At 64.0% G+C, this 21,988-nt stretch carries 17 protein-coding genes; 1 reads left to right on the forward strand and 16 read right to left on the reverse strand.

Translation table 11 applies throughout. From position 1 onward, the window contains the following. Positions 1-7: 7 nt before the first annotated feature. From JGU71_RS07285 to rplN, 12 genes are all read right to left on the reverse strand, one after another. The gene (locus JGU71_RS07285) at positions 8-553 is read right to left on the reverse strand and encodes an adenylate kinase (protein WP_199703344.1); all 546 of its coding nucleotides are present in this window, start codon (positions 551-553) and stop codon (positions 8-10) included. Continuing rightward, positions 550-1,872, reverse strand: coding sequence for a preprotein translocase subunit SecY (gene secY, locus JGU71_RS07290; RefSeq protein ID WP_199703345.1), 1,323 nt, complete (start codon positions 1,870-1,872; stop codon positions 550-552). The genes JGU71_RS07285 and secY overlap by 4 nt, the downstream gene beginning before the upstream one ends. A gap of 212 nt (positions 1,873-2,084) precedes the next feature. Further along, entirely contained in the window at positions 2,085-2,531 is a 447-nt protein-coding gene (rplO, locus tag JGU71_RS07295; RefSeq protein ID WP_199703346.1) for a 50S ribosomal protein L15, read from the reverse strand. A 2-nt stretch (positions 2,532-2,533) separates the two neighbouring features. Next, on the reverse strand, positions 2,534-2,713 hold the full coding sequence (gene rpmD / locus JGU71_RS07300) for a 50S ribosomal protein L30 (RefSeq protein WP_199703347.1): 180 nt from the start codon (positions 2,711-2,713) through the stop codon (positions 2,534-2,536). Then, complete coding sequence (gene rpsE, locus JGU71_RS07305; RefSeq protein ID WP_199703348.1) at positions 2,706-3,374, reverse strand: 30S ribosomal protein S5; 669 nt, start codon at positions 3,372-3,374, stop codon at positions 2,706-2,708. Before rpsE ends, rpmD begins: the two co-directional genes overlap by 8 nt. A gap of 52 nt (positions 3,375-3,426) precedes the next feature. Then, positions 3,427-3,840 (reverse strand): 50S ribosomal protein L18, encoded by a 414-nt coding sequence (gene rplR, locus JGU71_RS07310; protein WP_233528819.1) that lies wholly within the window; start codon positions 3,838-3,840, stop codon positions 3,427-3,429. After that, positions 3,841-4,380, reverse strand: coding sequence for a 50S ribosomal protein L6 (gene rplF / locus JGU71_RS07315; RefSeq protein ID WP_199703349.1), 540 nt, complete (start codon positions 4,378-4,380; stop codon positions 3,841-3,843). A gap of 14 nt (positions 4,381-4,394) precedes the next feature. Beyond that, positions 4,395-4,793: a 30S ribosomal protein S8 gene (gene rpsH, locus JGU71_RS07320; RefSeq protein ID WP_199703350.1), complete on the reverse strand. Its 399-nt coding sequence runs from the start codon at positions 4,791-4,793 to the stop codon at positions 4,395-4,397. Positions 4,794-5,117: 324 nt separating this feature from the next. Beyond that, positions 5,118-5,303 carry a type Z 30S ribosomal protein S14 gene (locus JGU71_RS07325; protein ID WP_199703351.1) on the reverse strand — a complete coding sequence of 62 codons (186 nt, stop codon included), beginning with the start codon at positions 5,301-5,303 and terminating at the stop codon, positions 5,118-5,120. A gap of 4 nt (positions 5,304-5,307) precedes the next feature. After that, positions 5,308-5,874 carry a 50S ribosomal protein L5 gene (gene rplE, locus JGU71_RS07330; RefSeq protein ID WP_199703352.1) on the reverse strand — a complete coding sequence of 189 codons (567 nt, stop codon included), beginning with the start codon at positions 5,872-5,874 and terminating at the stop codon, positions 5,308-5,310. Between the two features lie 2 nt (positions 5,875-5,876). After that, positions 5,877-6,191: a 50S ribosomal protein L24 gene (gene rplX, locus JGU71_RS07335; protein WP_199703353.1), complete on the reverse strand. Its 315-nt coding sequence runs from the start codon at positions 6,189-6,191 to the stop codon at positions 5,877-5,879. Further along, positions 6,192-6,560 carry a 50S ribosomal protein L14 gene (gene rplN, locus JGU71_RS07340; RefSeq protein WP_199703354.1) on the reverse strand — a complete coding sequence of 123 codons (369 nt, stop codon included), beginning with the start codon at positions 6,558-6,560 and terminating at the stop codon, positions 6,192-6,194. Positions 6,561-6,845: 285 nt separating this feature from the next. Here rplN and JGU71_RS07345 point away from each other — a divergent pair, with 285 nt between their 5' ends. Beyond that, positions 6,846-7,823, forward strand: coding sequence for an ABC transporter substrate-binding protein (locus tag JGU71_RS07345; protein ID WP_233528820.1), 978 nt, complete (start codon positions 6,846-6,848; stop codon positions 7,821-7,823). Positions 7,824-7,930: 107 nt separating this feature from the next. On the opposite strand, the gene JGU71_RS07350 is transcribed toward JGU71_RS07345, so the two are convergent. Genes JGU71_RS07350 through JGU71_RS07365 form a run of 4 tightly spaced genes read right to left on the reverse strand, consistent with a single transcriptional unit; the run spans position 7,931 to position 21,967 of the window. After that, entirely contained in the window at positions 7,931-12,997 is a 5,067-nt protein-coding gene (locus JGU71_RS07350) for a non-ribosomal peptide synthetase (protein WP_199703355.1), read from the reverse strand. Between the two features lie 54 nt (positions 12,998-13,051). Next, positions 13,052-17,515, reverse strand: coding sequence for a non-ribosomal peptide synthetase (locus JGU71_RS07355; RefSeq protein WP_199703356.1), 4,464 nt, complete (start codon positions 17,513-17,515; stop codon positions 13,052-13,054). Then, positions 17,512-20,619 (reverse strand): nocobactin polyketide synthase NbtC, encoded by a 3,108-nt coding sequence (gene nbtC / locus JGU71_RS07360; RefSeq protein WP_199703357.1) that lies wholly within the window; start codon positions 20,617-20,619, stop codon positions 17,512-17,514. Before nbtC ends, JGU71_RS07355 begins: the two co-directional genes overlap by 4 nt. Beyond that, positions 20,612-21,967: a beta-ketoacyl [acyl carrier protein] synthase domain-containing protein gene (locus JGU71_RS07365; RefSeq protein WP_199703358.1), complete on the reverse strand. Its 1,356-nt coding sequence runs from the start codon at positions 21,965-21,967 to the stop codon at positions 20,612-20,614. The genes nbtC and JGU71_RS07365 overlap by 8 nt, the downstream gene beginning before the upstream one ends. Positions 21,968-21,988: the final 21 nt, after the last annotated feature.

Raw genomic sequence — 21,988 nt, forward strand, 5'->3', positions numbered from 1 at the left:
GAGCCCATCAGTGGCCCAGCGCGGCCAGTGCTCGTGCGTTGACCTCTTCGACCTCGCCGATCCCGTCGACGGTCACGACAATTCCGTCGTAGTGGTCGAGCAGTGGAGCGGTCTCTTCGCGGTACACCCGGAGGCGGTTGCGAATCACGTCTTCGCTGTCGTCGGCACGGCCACGTGCCAGCATGCGTTCGACGACGACGTCTTCGTCGACCGAGAGGGACAGCACTGCATCGAGCTTGTTGCCCAAGTTCTGCAGGATGCCTTCGAGTGCTTCGGCCTGATCGACCGTGCGCGGGAAGCCGTCGAGGACGAAGCCGTTCTCGGCGTCGGGTTCTGCTACTCGTGCTTCGACCATGCGGTTGGTGATCGAGCTGGGGACGAGGTCGCCGGCGTCGAGGTAGCGCTTCGCTTCGAGGCCGACAGGCGTCTCTTGGCCGATGTTCGCGCGAAAGAGGTCACCGGTCGAGATGTGCGGAACGCCGAGCTTTTCGGAAATCAGAACAGCCTGTGTGCCTTTGCCGGCACCGGGAGGCCCGAGAAGTACAAGTCTCACTTGAGGAACCCTTCGTAATTGCGCTGCATCAGCTGGCTTTCGATCTGCTTCACGGTGTCGAGGCCGACGCTCACCATGATGAGCACCGCCGTGCCACCGAACGGCAAGTTCTGCGGTCCGCCCGACGAACCGATGTCGAGGAACAAGTTGGGCAGAACGGCAACGGTACCGAGGTAAATCGAGCCAGGAAGCGTAATGCGACTCAGAACATGATTCAGGTAATCAGCGGTGGGTCGTCCCGGTCTGATTCCCGGGATGAAGCCACCGAATTTCTTCATTTCGTCGGCGCGCTCTTCTGGGTTGAACGTGATCGCCACATAGAAGTAGGTGAAGAAGACGATCAAGCCGAAGTAGATCGCGATGTACACCGGGTTGCTCGGGTTGACGAGGTACTGCTGGATCAGCTTTTGCCACCAGCTTGGATCAGGCGTCGTGTTCGACGCCGTGAGCTGCGCGATCAGGTTGGGAAGATAAAGCAGGGACGACGCGAAGATCACGGGGATGACGCCGGCCTGGTTGACCTTCAACGGCAGGTACGTCGACGAACCGCCGTACATCTTGCGACCGACCATCCGCTTGGCGTACTGCACCGGGATCCGGCGCTGACCCTGCTCGACGAATACGACCGCCGTGATGATGAGGAAAGCGGCAACACAGACGAGCGCGAAGACCAGCCCGCCGCGGCTGTCCAGGATCGACTTGCCTTCGGTCGGGATACGCGATGCGATGCCCGCGAAGATCAGCAGCGACATGCCGTTGCCGACGCCACGTTCGGTGATCAGTTCGCCGAACCACATGACGAGCGCAGCGCCCGCAGTCATGACGAGAACGATGATGACGAGACCGAAGATGCTCTGGTCAGCGATGATGTCCTGCTGGCAACCCTGCAGCAGCTGACCGCGCGACGCGAGTGCAACAAGGCCGGTCGCCTGCAGGATGGCGAGGGCGATCGAGAGATAGCGCGTGTACTGCGTCATCTTCGCCTGGCCGGACTGGCCCTCCTTGCGGAGTTCCTCGAACCGCGGAATGACCACGGTGAGGAGCTGAACGATGATGCTCGCGGTGATGTACGGCATGATGCCGATCGCGAAAACGGACAGCTGCAGCAGTGCGCCGCCCGAGAAAAGGTTGATGAGCTGGTAGATACCAGCGGAGTCGCCGCCGGAGACTTGCTCGATACACGCCTGGACGTTTCCGTAGTCGACACCGGGCGACGGCAGAGCCGCACCGAAGCGATACAAGGCAACAAGCCCCAGCGTGAAGAGGATCTTCCGCCGCAAGTCCGGGGTCCTGAAAGCCGACACGAAGGCGGAAAGCACAGATCCTCCTAGCGGGCGGGGTGTAGTAAGGAGCTAGCTCCTCAACACCGCCGCGTCGTGGCTCGATCGACAGAGCCAATACCTGGCACGTCTAGACAGACAACTCTTGAACTCTAACAGTGGCTTCGATGGGCTTCGCTGCCACGATCAGGTCATGACAACCGAAGGGCCGTGCGACAGCACGAAGCTGCCGCACGGCCGATCGAATCGAGCTACTTTCCGAGCTCGGTGGCCGAGCCACCTGCTGCGGTGATCTTTTCCTTCGCCGAGGCGGAGACCTTGTTGACGGTTACCGTGATGGCAACGTCGATGTCTCCCTCGCCGAGGACCTTCACCAGCTGGTTCTTGCGAACCGCTCCGGCTGCGACGAGTTCCTCGATACCGACGGTGCCACCCTGTGGGAACAGTTTGGCGATCGCGCCGACATTGACGACCTGGTACTCGGTGCGGAAGGGGTTGGTAAAGCCCTTGAGCTTGGGCAGCCGCATGTGCAGCGGCATCTGCCCACCCTCGAAACGCGCAGGCACGTTCTTACGTGCCTTCGTGCCCTTGGTACCGCGGCCCGCGGTCTTGCCCTTCGAGCCGTCACCACGACCGACGCGAGTCTTGTCGGTCTTGGCACCCGGCGCAGGCTTGAGATGATGCAACTTGATGGTCATTTTCAGACCTCCTCAACTGTGACGAGGTGGCGCACCGTGTTGATCAAGCCACGGTTCTGCGCGTTGTCCTCGCGTACAACAGTCTGCCGAATACCCCGTAGACCGAGGGTACGAAGGCTGTCCTGCTGATTCTTCTTGGCGCCGATCTTGCTCTTGATCTGTGTGACTTTGAGATCAGCCATGGCTTGTTGCTCCTGCCTGTGCACGCGCACGCAGCATGCCGGCCGGGGCAACGTCCTCGATCGGCAGACCGCGACGGGCCGCAACCTCTTCCGGACGCTGCAGCGACTTGAGTGCTGCAACCGTCGCATGCACGACGTTGATCGCGTTGTCGCTACCGAGCGACTTGGACAGGATGTCGTGAATTCCTGCGCATTCCAGCACGGCACGGCACGCGCCACCGGCGATGACGCCGGTACCCGGGCTGGCCGGACGCAGCATGACAACGCCTGCCGCGGCCTCACCCTGAACCGGGTGCACGATGGTGCTGCCGATCATCGGAACGCGGAAGAAGCTCTTGCGTGCCTCTTCGACGCCCTTCTGAATGGCTGCGGGAACTTCCTTGGCCTTGCCGTAACCGACACCGACCAATCCGTTGCCGTCACCGACGATCACGAGGGCGGTGAAGCTGAAGCGACGACCACCCTTCACGACCTTCGACACACGGTTGATGGCTACGACGCGCTCGAGATGATTGCTCTTCTCTGCGGCGTTGCCACCACGGGAATCACGACGATCGCCGCGGCCGCCTTCGCGTCCACCGCCACCACCACGGTTATCCGTGCTCGGACCATTTGCTCCGGCGGGTCCGCTTCCGCCGTCACGCCTTTGACGTCCCGGCATCAGGCTTTCCTTCCGTTCTGCAATTGTGCTGACTTGTTGATAGAAGTGCGCATCAGAACTTCAACCCACCTTCGCGGGCCGCGTCTGCAAGCGCTGCAATGCGGCCGTGGTAGCCGTGGCCACCGTGGTCGAAGACCACCGTGTCCACACCGGCAGCCTTGGCGCGCTCGGCGATCAGCTGACCGACCTTCGCGCTCAGGGCCTTCTTGTCGCCTTCGGCGCCACGCAGGTCGGTTTCGGTCGTCGACGCGGCCGCAAGGGTGCGGCCGGCGAGATCGTCCACCAGCTGGACGTGGATGTGGCGAGAAGACCGGTTGACCACGAGACGCGGACGTTCCGGGGTGCCGGAGATCTTCTTGCGCAGACGGAAGTGACGACGAGCCTTCGACAGTCGACGGACTGTCGAGGCATCCTTGCCGAGCGGCGTACGCTTCGGCGCTGCTGTGCTTTTCGCGGATGTTGTCATTTACTTACCCGTCTTTCCGACCTTGCGGCGGATCTGCTCACCCTCGTAGCGAATGCCCTTGCCCTTGTACGGGTCGGGACGACGCAAGCGACGGATGTTGGCCGAGATCTGGCCGACCTTCTGCTTGTCGATACCGGAAATCGAGAATCGGGTCGGCGTCTCGACGGCAAACGTGATGCCTTCGGGAGCCTCGATCGGGACCGGGTGGCTGTAGCCGAGCGCGAACTCTAGGTTCTGGCCCTTCAGCGCGACACGGTAACCGACGCCGTGAATCTCCATTTTCCGCGTGTAACCCTGTGTGACACCGGTGATCAGGTTCGCAACGAGGGTGCGGGTCAGACCGTGCAGCGCACGGCTGCGACGCTCGTCGTCCGGCCGAGTGACGCTGAGCGCGCCGTCCTCGCCCTTGGCGATGCTGATCGGCTCGGCCACCGTGAGTGCAAGAGATCCCTTGGGACCCTTGACTGCAACGTTCTGGCCGTCGATGTTCACGTCAACGCCCGCAGGGACGGTGATCGGGAGCTTTCCAATACGTGACATTGTCGTAGCCTCCCTTACCAGACGTAGGCGAGAACTTCCCCGCCCACTCCCTGCTTGGCTGCCTGACGCTCCGTGAGCAGACCTGTGGACGTGGAGATGATCGCCACGCCGAGGCCGCCGAGAACCTTGGGCAAGTTGGTGGACTTCGCGTAGACCCGGAGACCGGGCTTGCTGACGCGACGGACGCCGGCGAGGCTGCGCTCGCGGCTGGGGCCGTACTTGAGGTCGACGATGAGGGTCTTGCCCACCTCGGCTGCCTCTGTGCGGTAGTCGGAGATGTAGCCCTCGCGCTTCAAGATCTCGGCAATGTTCTCCTTGATCTTCGAATGCGGCAGCTTCACCTCATCGTGGTACGCCGAGTTGGCGTTGCGCAGACGTGTCAGAAAGTCTGCGATCGGATCGGTCATGGTCATGGTTCGACCTCGACACCTTTCTCGCTGCGGTTCCCATCCAACACCGTTCGCACGGTCGTGGGCCTACAACAATTCGGCTGGCCGGGAGGCAATTGCCTAACCGGCATGAGTTCGGAGCACAGGCATGGCTGGACAGCACGAGCCTGGGCAACCGCTCTAGTGTAGGCAAACCTTGCACTCAGTCCAAATCGAGCAGAACATCAGCCTCGTGAGTCCTTTTGGTGGTGCTGCCCTCCGAAAACACTCACGAGGCGCGAGGCGCCCTAAATCGCCGAAAGGCACGGACTCCACAGGGAGTCCGTGCCTTCGTTCAGCTGAAGCTGTCTACCAGGAGCTCTTGCGAACGCCCGGCAGTTCGCCGCGGTGCGCCATCTCGCGCACGCAGATGCGGCACAGTCCGAACTTGCGGAACACCGCGTGCGGTCGCCCGCATCGCTGGCAGCGCGTGTATGCACGCACTGCGAACTTGGGCTTCTTGTTGGCCTTGTTGACCAGCGCCTTCTTCGCCATGTACTCAGTTCTCCTTGAACGGAAAGCCGAGGTGCTTGAGCAATGCACGGCCTTCGTCGTTGTTGGTCGCGGTGGTCACAACGGTGATGTCCATACCGCGGGGCCGATCGATGTTGTCGACGTCGATCTCGTGGAACATCGACTGCTCGTTGAGGCCGAACGTGTAGTTGCCGTTGCCGTCGAACTGCTTCGGCGACAGGCCACGGAAGTCCCTGATGCGGGGCAGTGCGATCGAGGTGAGGCGATCGAGGAACTCCCACATACGGTCGCCACGAAGTGTGACGCGTGCGCCGATCGGCATGCCTTCGCGCAGCTTGAACTGTGCGATCGACTTGCGAGCCTTGCGGATCTCGGGCTTCTGGCCGGTGATCAGTGCGAGGTCTGCGACCGCGCCGTTGATCAGCTTCGCGTCACGGGCGGCGTCGCCGACACCCATGTTGACGACGACCTTGACGACGCCGGGGATCTGCATGACGTTGTCGTAGTTGAACTCTTCGTTCAGAGCGTCTTTGATCTCCGCGCGGTAGCGCAGCTTCAGACGGGGCTGAACCTTGTTCTCGGTAGTGGTCATAGTCAGATGTCCTTCCCGCTCTTACGGGAAATCCGGACCCGCTTGCCGTTCTCGTCCGTCCGGTAGCCGACTCGAGTCGAGTTGCCATCGGAATCGACGACTGCCACGTTCGAGACGTGGATCGGGGCTTCCTGGGTCACGATTCCGCCGGACTGCGCGCCACGCTGGTTGGCGGAGACTGCGGTGTGCTTCTTGATGCGGTTGACGCCCTCGACGAGGACCTTGTCGGTCGCGGGGTAGGACGCAATGACCTTGCCCTTCGCGCCCTTGTCCTTGCCAGAAATGACGAGCACGGTGTCGCCCTTATGAATCTTCACTCAGACCACCTCCGGTGCCAACGACACGATCTTCATGAACTTCTTGTCGCGCAGTTCGCGACCGACCGGTCCGAAGATGCGGGTGCCACGGGGATCGTGGTCCGGCTTGATGAGGACGGCTGCGTTCTCGTCGAACTTGATGTAAGAACCGTCCGGCCTGCGGCGCTCCTTGGTGGTGCGCACGATGACGGCCTTGACGACCTCACCCTTTTTGATGTTGCCGCCTGGGATCGCGTCTTTGACGGTGGCGACGATGATGTCGCCGATCCCGGCGTAGCGACGTGACGAACCACCGAGAACGCGGATGCACAAGATTTCCTTGGCGCCCGTGTTGTCGGCGACGCGAAGTCGCGACTCCTGCTGAATCACTTGGTCTACTCCCTGACCTGGATTTGGTGTACGCCGGATTCCGACCCGGCGGACATGGTCGTGCCGCCACCGGACGCGCGCCTGCCCGCGGTGTTTGACGACCACAGGGGGTTCACTGCCGGATCGTGGACATAACTGTCCACAGGCAACCAAGCGAGTGTAGGCGAATCCGCAGGTCTCCTCCAAATCCGGGTCCCATATACTTGCTTAGCCTTACCTACATCGGGCACGTTTTGCAGTCCACCGCGTTCGACATTCGTCGATGCAACGAACCAGGAGTAGCCGTTGAGCACAAATCGAACATCCGCGCGCGGGTGGCGGAAGGTCGCGGCCGCGATGCTGGTGAGCGGACTCGCGCTCACCGCCGTGGCGTGTGGTTCCGACACCGGCGAGGCGGGTAACTCCGACAACTCCATCACCATCAAGCACCAAAAGGGCGAGACGACGATCGAAGGCACACCCACCCGGATCGTTGCGATCGGCAACCAGTGGATCGACGCCACACTGTCCCTCGGCGTCACACCGGTCGGTTACGTCGACAACATCGCCGTCGTCGGCGGCGGCAAGTCCGCGCCGTGGGAACCCGCAGCACTGCAGGACGGCGAGTCCCTCAAACCGACCGCCGAGCTGGTCGAACAGATCGCAGCACTGAACCCGGATCTGATTCTCGCATCAGGATTCGCCGTCGATCAGGCCAAGTACGACCAGCTGAGCAAGCTGGCACCGACGATCAGCGACATCGGGTCCGCGCAGGTCGATCCCTGGGGAGATCAAGTCTCGACACTCGGCCGTGTTCTGAACAAGGAAGCCGAGGCCGAGAAGGTCATCGCGGACGTCAACGGTCAGATCGATGCGGTCGCGAAGAAGTACCCCGGCCTGCAGGGCAAGACCTTCCTGACATGCTTCCTCGCGGGCGCGACGCAGTTGATGGTGCTCGCCGATCCCAAGGACGGCAGTAGCGAGATGTTCATCAAGCTCGGCATGTCGGTGCCACCGAAGTTGGCAGAGGAATCGAGCAAAGGCGGACGGCTGGCGCTGTCACCTGAACGTTTCGGCGATCTGACCTCCGACCTGCTCGTCGCGACCGGTCAGGAGGAGCCGTACAAGAAGCTTCCCGCGTACGCGACGCTGCCGTCGGTCGAGAAGGGCAGCATCATCTTCCTCGACATCGTCGATATCAGCGGTCTGAACCAGCCGACGCCGCTGTCGTTGCCGTACCTGCTGAAGAAACTCGAGCCTGCGCTCGCGAATGCCGCCAAGTAATACTTCAGTAGCGCGGCGTGAGGGCTCCCCTCACATCGGCCGGCGGAGTCGAGGTCACCCCTGACTCCGTCGGCCTTTGTTGTCAGTTCGTCACAGTCGTCAGTTCGTCAGCGCGACGACCACGACGCCTGCAGACCCGCAAGTGCATCCGCGCTCAGGCCCGATGCCGACATCGGCTCGTGGCGGTGGTCCTCCCCCGCCTCGGTTGCCTCTTCGACCTCGGGCGGGTTCGCGATCGCGTCGTCGACCGCCGCCGCCAGCTCGGTGATCGTGAGGTGCTCGAACACGAGCTGCGGCGTCAGCGGCAGACCCGCTTCGATCGCACGCGCGGACCACTGAATCGAGATCACGCTGTCGCCCCCGAGCGCGAAGAACCCGTCCTCGCCGTCGACGTCCTCGATCTCGAGCAGCTCCTCGAGGATCGCGATGAGCTGGCGTTCGGTGTCGGAGGTCGATGCCACGCCCGACTCACCAACCGGACGAACAACTTTGTCCGCGCGCGGCGCGGGCGTCCGATTCGGATCCCAGCCGGCCGGGACGACGTCCAAGCCGCTCAACGTCGCATCGGGTGTCGCAGCGAACGCGTCGAGCACACCTACCAATGTGTCGGCAATGACGTCCGCAGTTGCGACGTCGTAGATGTCGGAGTTGACGACAACCCGCACCGTCACCTCACCGCTGTCCTCCACGACGAAGTCGAGATGGAAGTCCATAAACGCGACGACGTAGTCCGGCGACTTCGAGACGATCGTCGTGCTGCCGTCTTCGGAGAAAGCCATCCGCTGACCGCGGTAGCGGAAGTGCATCATGACCTGGAACAGCGGGTTCCGAGACAGGGAGCGCGCAGGGTTGATCGTCTCGACGAGCCGCTCGAACGGCGTGTCCTGATGGCTGATCGCCCCGAGCGCTGCGTCACGGCCGCGCCGGAGCACGGTCCGCAGCGTCGGATCACCCGACAGATCGGTACGCAACACGACGACGTTGGCGAAGAGGCCGATCAGATCGTTGGTCGTGTCGCCGACCCGATTGGCAACGGCTGCACCGATAGTCGTGTCCTCGCCTGCGCCGAGCGCAGCCATCATCGTTGCCGCGGCCGACTGGAACGCCATGAACTCGGTCGCACCGATCTCGTCGGCGAGCGCCTTGAACGTGGTCCACGTAGCCGCTGGAACAGTGCGGCGAACCATGTCTCCGGTGCGCCCGAGCCGAGCGGGCCGTTCCCGGTCCCGAGCGACCGTGATCTCTGCCGGGACATCGGCAAGCGCCTTGTGCCAGTAGTCGATCTGCCCGCGACCGAACGGGCTCAATTCGCCGCCGCCGGGCGCGTGGTCGAACATCTCGCGCTGCCACATCGCGTAGTCGGCGTACTGAATGTCGAGTGTCGGCCACGCCGTCGGCGCCTCGTTGCGCAGCCTGGCCCGATAGGCGACCGTGAGGTCTTCGACGAAGATCTTGTTGGACCGATCGTCGGCGATGATGTGGTGCATCAGCACGGTCAGCACGTGCGTCTTCGCGTCCACTGCGAACAGACGCACCCGAACGAGCGGCTCGTTGGACAGGTCGAAGTCGTATTTGACGTCGCTGGCCAGCTCGTCGTCGACCGCCTCGACACTGTCGACCTCGACGATCGGCACGACGAACTCGTCGATCGGGTGCACGAACTGGTACGGATTGCCCTCGTGTTCGAGGAAGGTCGTGCGCAGCGACTCGTGGCGGGCGACGACGTCGCCGACCGCAGTGATCAGCGCGGCCCGGTCCAGTGGTCCGTCGAACCGCAGCCCGAACGGAACGTTCTCACCTTGGCCCGCGCCTTCCAGCTTGCGCTGGAACCAATAGGCACGCTGCGAGTAGGCGAGCGGAACATGTTCTCCCCGTTCGCGTTTGCCGACCGCCGGACGACCGGACGCCCGCACCTCGGCGCCGATGTCGGGGTCGGGGCCTTCGTCTTCGAGCTCGTCGAGATCGATGTCGTATTCCTCGCGGAACTGCTCGACGAGCACGCCGGCGAGACCGCTGACCGTCGGAGTGTCGAACGGAACGCGCACGTCGATCTCCAGACCGAATTCGGCGCGAATCATCGTGACCAGACGTGCCGCAAGCAGCGAGTGCCCGCCGAGTTCGAAGAACGAGTCATCCGCGCCGACCCGATCGCAATTGAAGATGGTGCCGTAGAGCGCACTGACCCGAATCTCGGTCGGCGTCATCGGTTCCCGGTATTCGCGGACAACGCTCAGCACGGGCGCCGGCAATGCACGCCGGTCCAGTTTGCCGTGTGCGGTGAGCGGGATCTCGTCGATCACGGCGATCGACGCGGGCACCATGTACTCCGGCAGTATCGCCCCGACGTAGCCCCTGACCTGATCGATGTCCAGCTCGAGTCCTGCCACCGGTACGGCATACGCAGCGAGGAACGTGCCGAGGGTCTTGTTCTCCGACACGACGACCACACAGTGTGCGACGCCTGGGTGCGCTGCGACCGCAGCCTCGACCTCACCGAGCTCGATGCGGTAGCCGCGGATCTTGACCTGCTCGTCCGCGCGGCCGACGAATTCGATGTCTCCGTTGGTATTTCGTCGAGCAAGATCGCCGGTTCGGTAGAGCCGTTTGCCCGGCAGGAACGGATCGGCGACGAAACGCTCGGCAGTCAGGCCCGGCCGCCCGAGGTAACCCCTCGCGAGTTGTTCACCACCGAGATAGATCTCGGCGACGACGCCGGTCGGCACCAACTGCAACGCGTCGTCGAGCAGGTAGAGGTAGACGTTGCGGTTCGGGATACCGATCGGCACGATGCCGGTTCCCTGCGGTCCATCGACCTCCATGTGCGTCGACGCGACGACGGCTTCGGTCGGTCCGTAATGGTTGCGGAGCTCAGCCTCGAAGATCGTTGCGAACCTGTCGGCGACCTCCCCGGGGAGCGCTTCGCCGCCGACGGGCACGTGGCGAAGTGTCTGCCATTCCTTGACCTTCGGCATCAGCAGGAACGTCGCGAGCATCGACGGCACCATGTGCACGACGGTGACACCGTGCCTGATGACGAGGTCGGCGACGTAGGGCAGATCGCGGAACGCGTTCGGCTTCGGAACCACAACGCGCGCACCGAGAGTCAGCGTCACGAAAATGTCCATCATCGACGCGTCGAAGCTGACCGACGTGGATTGCAGAACGCGGTCCGCGGGGGTCAGACCCCATTCCGCTGTGAAACCGGCAAGGTGCTCGGCAATCGCGTTGTGCGGCACCGGAACACCCTTCGGCTTGCCGGTCGAGCCTGAGGTGTAGATGACGTAGGCGATGTTCGAAGGGACCAACGCCCCGACCCGATCGGTATCGACGGGGTTCGCGTCCGACAATGCGGTCGCGGCGTCCTCCGCTGCGGCGAGTCCCGCCACATCGAGGACCAGCTTCGGTAGGGCGTCGTCGACGAGGTAGTCGACGCGATCATCCGGATAGGCAGGATCGATGGGGAGGTAGGCGCCGCCTGCTTTCAGTACGCCAAGGGCAGCGACAACGAACTCGACAGAGGTTGACAGCTGCAGCGCAACGACGTCTTCCGGGCCGACCCGCTGACCGATCAGCCAGTGCGCCAACCGATTGGCTCGCGCGTTCAACTCCGCGTAGCTGAGCTCGACGTCGTCGGACGCCAACGCGATCGGATCCGGTGTTGCAGCAACTCGAGCCTCGAACATCGCGGTCAACGTAGTTGCAGGCTCGTCGACCAGACCACCGTGCGAGCTGGCGACGATGTCCGCGCGTCCGGCTGCCCCGAGGATATCGATGTCTCCGATTCGCTTGTGCGGCGCTGCGATTGCTGCTTCGAGGAATCCGACGTAGTGCTCGAGTAGCTGCGCGACTAGCGTTTCGTCGAGGGCATCGACGAGGTAGGTCGCCTCGACGCGAGCCGAGCCGCCTGCCTGATCGAACACGACCATCAACCCGAGTGGCTCGGCGGCGACAGAACTGCCGAGCTCCAGCTGCGTCGACTCGATACCCGAGAGGGCAAAACCGTCTGCGTTACCGCGTGCACTGAAGCTCAGCTGAACAAGCTGCGCGATACCGTCCTGCCCACCGACCCGTGCTGGATTGACCTCGCGCACAACCCGATCGATACCGACGCTCTGGTGAGCGAATGCGGCACTGCACGCAGCCCTTGTCGAATCGACGACGGCATCGAACGTATCCGCGCGACCGAAGTCGGACCGCACGAGCAAGGCGTTGCCGAAATATCCGATGACCGCATCGGAACCACGGCCTCGCCGCGTCGTCACCGGGACCGAAACCACAAAATCCGTTGCGGCCGTATAGCGGTAGATCAGTGCGTCGAATGCGGCGAGCAGCACCATAAACGGCGTCGCCGAGTGTTGCTGCCCGTAGCCGGCGACCCGTGCCATCAACTCCGCTGGCAGTTGCGCGGTGATCTTGTCTGCGGTCTTCGACACCGCGGCCACACCTGATTGCGATCCAGGGAGGTCGAGCCGCTCCGGCAGCGGCGTCAGCACGTTGCGCCAGTAGTCGAGAGCAGCGGCATCGGCGGACTCGTCTGTGCCTGTATCGACTGCAACATCGAGGTATTGCGCGACGAGATCAGGCAACTCGGCACCGTTGTAGGCCGCATTCACCTCGGTGAAGAACACCGGCCACGACTCGTCGTCCCAGCCGATGTGGTGCACCACGATCGATAGGACGTGCTCGTCGGCGCCGACCCGCGTCAACGAGACCCGCAACGGCAGATCCTTCGACAGGTCGAACGGGCGCGCAAAGCTGCGCCGCACCAGAACTTCGAGGCGACGAGTCCGCTTGTCCTCGGCGAGGTCGGTGAGATCGTGCTGCTGCCAGGACAACTCGGCCTCGTCCGTCGACACCTGATACGGCTCGCCCGTCTCGTCGACCTGATAGGTCGTGCGCAGGACCTCGTGCCGGGCGACGACGGTGGCGAACGCGTCCCGAAGGCGCTGCGGATCCAATGGACCGGTCAGCCGGAAGGCAACGCATACGTTGAGTGTGGTGTCCTTCGGATCCAGCTTCTGCACGAACCACATGCGGTGCTGAGCCGACGACAGCGGGCTTGGGGTTCCTGCCGCACGCTTGGGCGCAGGTGCCGATTCGGCCGTCGCCAAGCCACTTTCGCGCAAGCGCTGCTGCATCAGTTGCTTGCGGCGTTCGAGAATATCGTCTGACATTGCTGGCTGTCCTTCTATCGGTTCAAAACTTCGTCAACTGGTAAAGAGCGCAGGTCATAGGGCGGCGGTCAGTGCGGCCACGGCGTCGTGCCACAGTTCGGCGATCCGCTCGACCTGCTCGGCGGTGAACACCGCGGCACTCCAGCGCAGCAGGGTGATCAGTTGCGGTCCGTCCGGTGTGGATTGCACGCCGGCGATCACGTCGAGTGGATAGCGCAGCGGGAAATCCGGCTCGGGGACGACCGGAAGATATTGCTGCAGTTCCAGATCGCCGATCGGTGCCCATGGCGCCCCGACCGACCCGGCCATGCCGAGGTCGAGCCTGCCGAGGTAGTCGAACATGATCTGGGGCTCTGGTGCGGCAACCAATTCGGGGACCTGATCGATGTAGCGGAGCAGTCCGTAGTCGACGCCGTTGTTCGGGACCGCGCCGACCCGCTCGGCAACAGTGGCCAGCACAGCACGCGCCGCACTCGGATCAGCCTGCGCTGCCAACACATTCACCGCGTCTGCGCCGTGTCCGAAACGCGCGGGGAAGACGCTTGTGAACCAACCGACGGTTTGACTCGTGTCGACGGCGTCGCCGAGCACCGCGTCCTCTCTGCCATGGCCTTCCATTGCCACATACGCGCCCGCCGCTGGATCTGCGCCGGTCTCGGAGCGCCAGGCAGCCAGGGTCACGGTGACTGCAGCGAGCAGAAACTCCCGTACGCCAATATCTTTGGTGAGCCCACCCAATATCGTCGCGGTTGCCTCGACCGAGGTCGATGCCGGGACGAAGCTGTACGACGACCAGGTATCGGTGCGCGGATCGACTCGTCGCGATCCGAGTGTCGGGTCCGGCGTGCCGGACTGACTCAGCCAGTAGTCGAGTTGCGCGGTGACCTCAGGGGTGCCCGCCCGCTGCCGGGTCAGGTCGGCCCACTGCCGGTAGCCGGTGAACTCGACGACCGGCTTCGGCGCGGTACCCGATTCCAACTGCTCCCAACTTCGTGCGAGATCGTTGAACACAACCTGCCAGGACACCGGATCCACCGCGAGGTGATGGATGCTCAGCAGCAGAACGTCGTCGGCATCGTCGCGGGCGAACCACACAGCGCGGACCATCGAACCGGACCGCGGATCGATCTCGTCCACCGTCGCACGTGCGTGCCGCTGCAGCGTCGGCCCGAACTCGCCCTCGGACTCGACTCTGCTCAGCACGTCCGCAGCCCGAACACTTCCCGGCTCGCGGCTGCTCAGGGTGTAACCGTCCGCTGTCTCCGCGAAACGGGAACGGAGCATGTCGTGCCCGTCCAACAGCACCTGCAGTACGGTTTCCAGACCTGTCCGATCGATGCCGGCAGGCAGGTTGACAAGCATGTTCAACGCGAGCCTGCGATAGCCGCCGAACTCGTGCATCCACGACACGATCGGCACCGGACCCACATCGCCGTAGCCGAACGACTCCGCCGAGTAGTCGTCGACCGAGCGGTTGTCGATTGCTTCGGCGAGATCGCGAATCGTCTGCGCCGCAAGGATCATTCGCGGACTGATCGCCAGATCGGCACGCCGCAGCGAGTTGACCAAGGCGATCGCTGCGATGCTGTCGAGACCGAGGTCGACGAGATCGTCGTCGATGCCTGGTTGGGCTCCACCCTGCAATTCTGCGAACACCGAGCACAACGTGCGCTCCGTGGCCGTCTGTGGCGCCGAATCCACGCCTGCAGCAACGCGATAGGCGTCCTGTGCGAGTTTTGTCAGAGCGCGCACGTCGAGTTTGCCGTTTGTCGTCACCGGTAATTGCGGCACGGTGAGAACCCGCGACGGAATCATGTATCCGGGCAGATGTTGCGACAGCGCAACGCGCAATCGAGCCTGCTCCAGATCCGAACCCACGGCAAAGCCAACGAGGGTCGGTCCGCTCGGTCGCGCAAGCACGACAACCGCTGCGGCATCGACACCCGACAACCGCAGCAGCGCCGTCTCGATGTCGCCGATCTCGATGCGGTAGCCCCTGATCTTGACCTGATCGTCGGCACGGCCGAGATAGCCGATATCCCCGGACGGCAAGCGCCGCACCAGGTCTCCGGTCCGATACATCCGCTCCCCCGCGCGGAAGGGATCGGCAACGAAGCGGTCGGCAGTCACCGCGGGCTTACCGACGTAGCCGCGCGCGACCTGAGCACCGGACAGATACAGTTCGCCGACCACGCCGTCGGGAACGACCCGCAGACCCGAGTCGAAGATGTAGGACGTCATCCCGGCGACCGGACTCCCGATCGTCGGATCGACGGACGTATCGGTCACCGAGGCGACGACGGCCTCGACGGTTGTCTCGGTCGGTCCGTAGCAGTTGTGGACCGCAGTATCGGGCAACGCGCACAACCGTTTCCACAACGGTGCGCTGATCGCCTCGCCGCCGAGTGCCAGTACGGCCAGCGGTGCGCGTTCGCCTGTCAATCCTGCGGCCGCAAGTTGGGTGAACATCGACGGCGTCGTGTCGATCATGTCGATGTGATGGCGCGCGATACCCGCGACAAGGCTGTCGGCGTCGCGCATGTCGTCGGCATCGAACAGGTGAATCGAGTGACCGTCGAGAAGGCCGATCATCGGCTGCCAGGAGGCGTCGAAGCTCAACGACCACGCGTGGGCAATCCGCAACGGCCTGTTCAGTCGGGCGAAGGCGGGTCGGTAGACGCGATCGCGGTGGTCTGCGAAATAGGCTGCTATCGCCGCGTGGGTGCCCATCACACCCTTCGGTTCACCGGTCGAGCCCGAGGTGAAGATCAGATACGCGCACTGATCCGCCCGAATCTCCACAGCCGAATCATGTCGCGCGCCATCGCTTTCGAGCGCCGATGCGACGTCGTCGGCTGTCAGCACGACCTTCGGCTTCGCCCGTCCGAGAATCGATTCGATACGAGCGTCCGGCAGGGTGATATCGATCGGAACGTAGGCAGCACCGGCGAAGAGGACACCGAGTATTGCGACGATCGACTGGGTGGAGCGCGGCATCGACAGTGCCACAACGTCTTCCGGTTCCACTCCGCGAGCGAGCAGCTCGCTCGCAACACTTGTTGCGGCGTGGTGCAATTCGCGATAGGTGTAGCGCTCGTGCTCGCTCGTCAACGCCACCGCGTCGGGCGTCGCGGCTACCTGCCGAGCGAACAGGCCGGCGACCGACACACCCGCAACATCCGCGGCTGGAAGCAACGGCTGTTCGGGGCGTTCCGACGGCAGCAACACGTCGAGGTCGGCAAGGCCACCGTCACCGATGTCAGGCAGTTGGCGAAGCACCGAGAGCAGCCGAGTGCCGATGTCGGGCAACGAAAGCTGCGGCAGCATTTCTTCGACTGCCTCCACGACGACGGTCAGCTCGCCGTCGAGCAGGAAGCACACAACCGCAAGCGGGTAGTGGGTCAAACTTTCGGAATGGATCGGCCGGAACTGGGTTCCACTGCCGGTTGTGATCGGCCGCAGCACATCCGACACCGGCGCGTTCTCGTAGACGAAGAGAGTGTCGAACAGCGCGCCCTTGCCTGCCGCTCGCTGAATCGTCGACAGGCTCAGGTAGCCGTTGTCGCGCATGGCAGCAGATTCACGCTGCAGTCGTGCGCACTGGGAGACGACGCTGGACTTGTTGTCTTCCAACAGGACCCGGACGGGGATCGTGTTGATGAACAACCCGATCATCGTCTCGACGCCCGCGAGTTCCTGCGGTCGTCCCGACACCGTCGTGCCGAACACCAAGTCGAGACGGTCGGTGAGCCTGCTCAGTACAACCGACCAGGCGAACTGGACGACGGTGTTCATGGTCAAGCCGTTGGCGCGAGCCCAACTCTGTAGCCGGTCGGTGTCCGTAGCCTCGAGGACCTGCTTGAAGAGTTGCGGGACAACGGTATTGATGGTCGAACCGGTCCGGTCGGCGACGATCAGCGGACCACTGACCGCACCGAGATAGTCGGCCCACTTCGCCGATGCGGCGTCGGCGTCACGGGAAGCCAGCCACCCGATGTAGTCGCGATACGGGCGCGGATCGGGCAGTGCCGCAGCCGAACCGTTTGCCTCGTACAACGCGAACAGCTCACGGAAAAAGACGCCGAGCGACCAGCCGTCCATAAGGATGTGGTGTGCGGTGACCACCATTCGACGTGAGCCGTCCGGCAGTGTCACCAGCACGACGCGGAGCGCGGGACCGGATGCGAGATCGAAACCCGTGCGCGCTTCGGATTCGGCGAGGGCGTCGAATTCCGCTGCGCTGGCACTACGTTCGAACCACGGCAGGTCGACTCGGGTCGGGACTATCTGCACGGGCTTCGGCAGATCGCGGTCCCAGAATGCGGCGCGCAGATTCGCGTGCCGGTCCAGGATGACCTCGACGCAGCGCCGCAGCAACGCCGCATCTACCGGTCCGCCGACTTCGATCACGAACTGCATCGTGTACAGGTCGTCGTCGCCTGCCAGACGCGCGAGCGAGAACAGCCCCTCCTGGAGCGGACTCAGTGCGAGAACGTCTTCGATCTCCGGTGCGCTCACGAGTGAACACCGCCATCGGACATCAGCGCTACGACATCGTCGAGCGAGGCACCACCCATGATCGCCGTGACAGGCAACTCGCGATTCAACTCCACCTTGATCCGCTTTCGCAGATCGAGTGCCTGCAACGAATCCAGTCCGAGCGCAACGAGCGGTGTCGAACCGTCGACCGAGTCGGAACCGTCCGCGCCCATCACCCGGTCGAGTTCGCGGCGAACGCGCTCGGCAAACGAGGCCACCGCCGCTTCGGGCGTGACCGCAGGTGAGGTTGACGCGGCTGCGATCGGCGCACGAGGCTCAGGGGCGGGCACCGCCTCGGTGACCGCCGGTACCTCGACGACCGCCTGCTCGACAGCGGTGAGACCCGGTGCGAACACGGGATCCAACCCGATCGCATCGGCGATCGAACGCAGCCGCGACCATTCCGCAGAGACGACGATGCTGTTGGTGTCGGTGTGGTCGAAGCCTGCTGCGATCGCCGCGGCCGGGTGCATCGCAACAAGCCCTGAACCCTTGACCCGAGCGTGCACCGACTCGTCGGCCTGCGCAGGAAGGACCCACAGTCCCCATTGCACCGACGTGCAGTCGCGTCCCTGCGCCCGCAGCCGGTAGGCGATCGAATCGAGGATGCGGTTGGTACCCGCGTACAACGTCTGACCCCAGCCACCGAGCGTCGCCGCGAACGAGGAGCAGAGCAACAGTCTGCAATCGTCGGTGAGCGGTACGGCGTTCACGACATTGTCGAGCCCGATGATCTTCGACGCCGCGGATGCTACGGCCGAGTGCGCGTCGACATCGGAGGACACCGAGTACACGTAGTTGACGGCAGCATGTACGAGAACGCTCACAGGATTGTCGGCGAACCCTGCCGCGAGGTCCGCGACCGCCGACTCGTCGGAGATGTCGCATGCCACAACGACGACCTCGGTCGACCCGAGCGCCCGGATCTCCCGAAGTCGCTGTGCCGTCGCCGCAGTCTCACCGCTGCGGCTGACCAGGGTGATCCGCCCGGCGCCGTCGCGAACGAACTGCTCGCAGAATTCGAGCCCGACGTGACCGGTGCCGCCGAGAACGAGCACGTTGCGCAGGTCTCGTGGTTCGGCGGCAGGTGCCGCGTCGGTCGCTACGAGACGCTTCGCGTGCAACTTGCCCTCGCGCAGAGCGAGTTCCGGTTCGTTCGCGGTATGAACGGCGTCGAGTATGCGATCGGCAAGCGTGACATCGTCGACCGTCGAAAGGTCCGCGGGCAGGTCGAGGTGACGCAACGTCTTGCCGATGTGTTCCATTGCGATGCAACGGAATCCGGCAGCGACGGCGCTGTGTACCGACCCCGGCACCTCGGCGTCGACAACGGCCTCACCACCGCTGGTCACGACCCACCACTCGTCGACATCATCGCCGAGTACCGCTGCCCAGTCACGACTTCCGATGAAGTCTGCGAACTCGGAAACTGCTGAGGCGTAGTCTGATTCGGCAGTCGGCGGCACGAGGATCACCACGGTGTCGCCGGCCTCGCCGTCGAGGTTGACGGTCGCATCATGCCGCGAAGCGCGCTGTGCAATGGCCGCGGCCAGCGCCGAGCTTCGGCCGTCGGGGTCGATCAACCGGATCGTGCGTGGCGCAACCAATTTGCGGCGCGCCAGCCGCGGCCACTCCTCCACGAGGCGAGCCGGCGGTGTCATTGCCGCCGTGGCCGAGACCGACACCACACGCGCGGGCGGGGCATAGGGCGCCCACAGGTGTCGCGAGTTCATCTGGGTGTGCGGGAAGTCTCGCAGCGGCGGAACAGCCGCGCTCGCAGTGGAATCGTCTCGGAGGCTGTCCCACGAGTAGTCGAGATCGGCGACTGCGACCGTTGCGACGTTGCGGGTGAATTCGCGCAGGTCGGTCTCGGTGCGACGCGATGTGCCGATCACCTGATAGTCGCGGTCGGGTGCCGAGCTCAACGTCTCCTGCACAGCGAGCATCAGGGTCGGATGTTCGGCAATCTCGATGTACGTGTCGATACCGCGGTCGGCCGCGCCTGCGACCGCGAGGTCGAACCGCACGCGATTTCGCAGATTCCAGAACCAGTAGTCGGCGACGGGGAACTCACTCGTGATCGCGCCTCCCAGTGTGGCTCCGAGGCAATCGATCTCGGGAACCGCGAACTCCTTGTTGTCCAAATCCTCTGCTACCGAGGTGAATTGGTCCCGGAACTGGTTCACCATCGACGTGTGTGCCGGGTACTGAACCCGAATCTCCTTGGCGAACCGTCCGCGCGCGTTGACCAGTTCGACGATCTGCAACACGGTGTCCCTGTCGCCGGAGATGCACAACAGATGGGCAGAGTTCACGACCGACAGCTCGGTCCACCCGGTCTGTCTGGCGATCAGCGCTTCGCACTCGTCACGATCGATGCCGAGTACCGCCATCGAGTAGCCGGAAAGGGACAGCGCGGCAACCGCATTCGCCCGAATGGTGACCACCCGAATCGCATCGGCAAGCGTGGACGCCCCCGACACGTACACAGCGGCGATCTCCCCCTGGCTGTGCCCGACCGTCGCCGCCGGTTCGATACCTGCGGCGCGCCACATCGCAGCAAGACCGACCATCTGCATCAGCAGAGCAGGCTGGACGATCTCGACAGCGTCGGGACGCTCGCCGTCCTTCGTCGAATCGTGCAGCAGGTAGGCCAGCGGCGAGATTCCGAACAACCGCGCGAAATGCTCTTCCGCTTCGTCGACAGCCTTCCGGAACACCGGCGACTGGCTGTAGAACATTCGCCCCATACCTGGGTACTGGCTGCCCTGACCCGGAAAGACGTAGGCCCGCTTCCGCTTCGTCGCAGGACCGATCGAGGTGACAACTTTCGGATTCGGGCTGTCCTCCACGATCGACGTCAGCGCTGCGTCGAGCTCGCTCCGGTCACGAACCATCGCCAGCGCGCGGAACCGCCGCGCGGTCCGTGTCCGAAACAGCGTCGCGGCAACCTGCGCGGGCGTCACATCCGGACGCTGCGCGAGATAGTCGAGTAGCGCGACGGCCTCCCGCTGCAACGCCTCCCGCGTGTCCGCAGAGAGCAGCACCGGTGTTGTGCCGTCGGGCAGCAGGTACCTAGACAAGGTTCGACTCCTCGAGAACTGGCATCGCGATAATGCCGTGAGCGTTGGTTCCTGCCACGCCGAACGACGACACCGCGCCGTATCGGACGCCGTCGCGCGGCTCCCACGGTTCGAGCTTGGCGGCCAAACGCAGGGTGGTTGCGTCCCAATTCGTCGCCGTCGTCGGGTCGTCCGCGTACAGACTCGGCGCGATCTGACCGTTAACGCCGCAGAGCAGCAACTTGATGAGGCCGAGCATGCCCGCCGCTGCTTGCGCGTGGCCGACGTTGGTTTTGACCGAGCCGAGCCGCGGTCCGCGTGTCGACAGTTCCGGGTCGCCATAGGTCTTGCACAGCGCATCGAGCTCGAGCGGATCGCCGACGGGGGTTCCGGTCCCGTGCCCTTCGATGACATCGACAAGCTCCGCCGATATCCCTGCCGCGGCAATCGTGTTGCGCACCAACCGCTCCTGCGCGGGAGCGCTGGGAACGACGATCGGCGCACCCTTGCCGTTGTGATTGATTCGGGTGGCGAGCACGCGTCCATACACCCGGTGACCGAGGCTGCGGGCACGCGATTCACGTTCCACCACAACAACTCCCGCACCTTCACCCCAGACCGTTCCGGTCGCGCTCTCGGAGTAGGCGCGGATCCGACCGTCGGTGGCCAGCGCGTTGTTCTTGGCGAATTCGTAGAACGCTGCGGGCGAACCCATGACGCAGACTGCGCCCGCGAGTGCCCATTCGCATTCGTCACCACGGATCGCAGCGGCAGCCTGATGCAAAGCCGTCAGCGACGAAGCGCACGCCGTATCGACGGTGACCGACGGCCCGGTGAGGCCGAGGCAGTGCGAGATCCGACCTGCAACCGCGCCCAACGCGGTGCCGACGACGCGATAGCCACTGAGGTCGTTCACTTCGGCTGCCCGAGGTCCGTACTCGGAGATCGACGCTCCCATAAAGACGCCGACCTCGTCGCCGTCGAGCGTGGCAGGGTTGATGCCGGCATGTTCGAGTGCTCGCCAGGCAACGCGCAGAATCACCCGCTGCTGCGGATCCATCGCGATCGCTTCCCGGGGTGTGATCCCGAAGAACGCCGGATCGAACTCGGTCGCACCGTCGAGGAAGCCACCGGCGTCACGGACCGCACCCCAGCCTTCGACCTGATCGAGGGCAAGGAGTTCGTCGAGTGGCCATTCCCGATCACGCGGGAAGCGGCCGATCAGATCTCGTCCGTCGGCCAACGCCGACCAGTACGCGGGCAGGCTGTCGATGCCTCCCGGCGCTTCGACGCCCATTCCGGCGATGACGATGTGGTCGACCTCGCCGGACGCTGTTTCGGTCGACGAATCGGGTGAAGTGGGTGTCATTGTGAGCCTCTCGGGTCGACC

Source organism: Antrihabitans stalagmiti (genome assembly GCF_016482825.1).
In the GTDB taxonomy this organism is placed as follows: domain Bacteria; phylum Actinomycetota; class Actinomycetes; order Mycobacteriales; family Mycobacteriaceae; genus Antrihabitans; species Antrihabitans stalagmiti.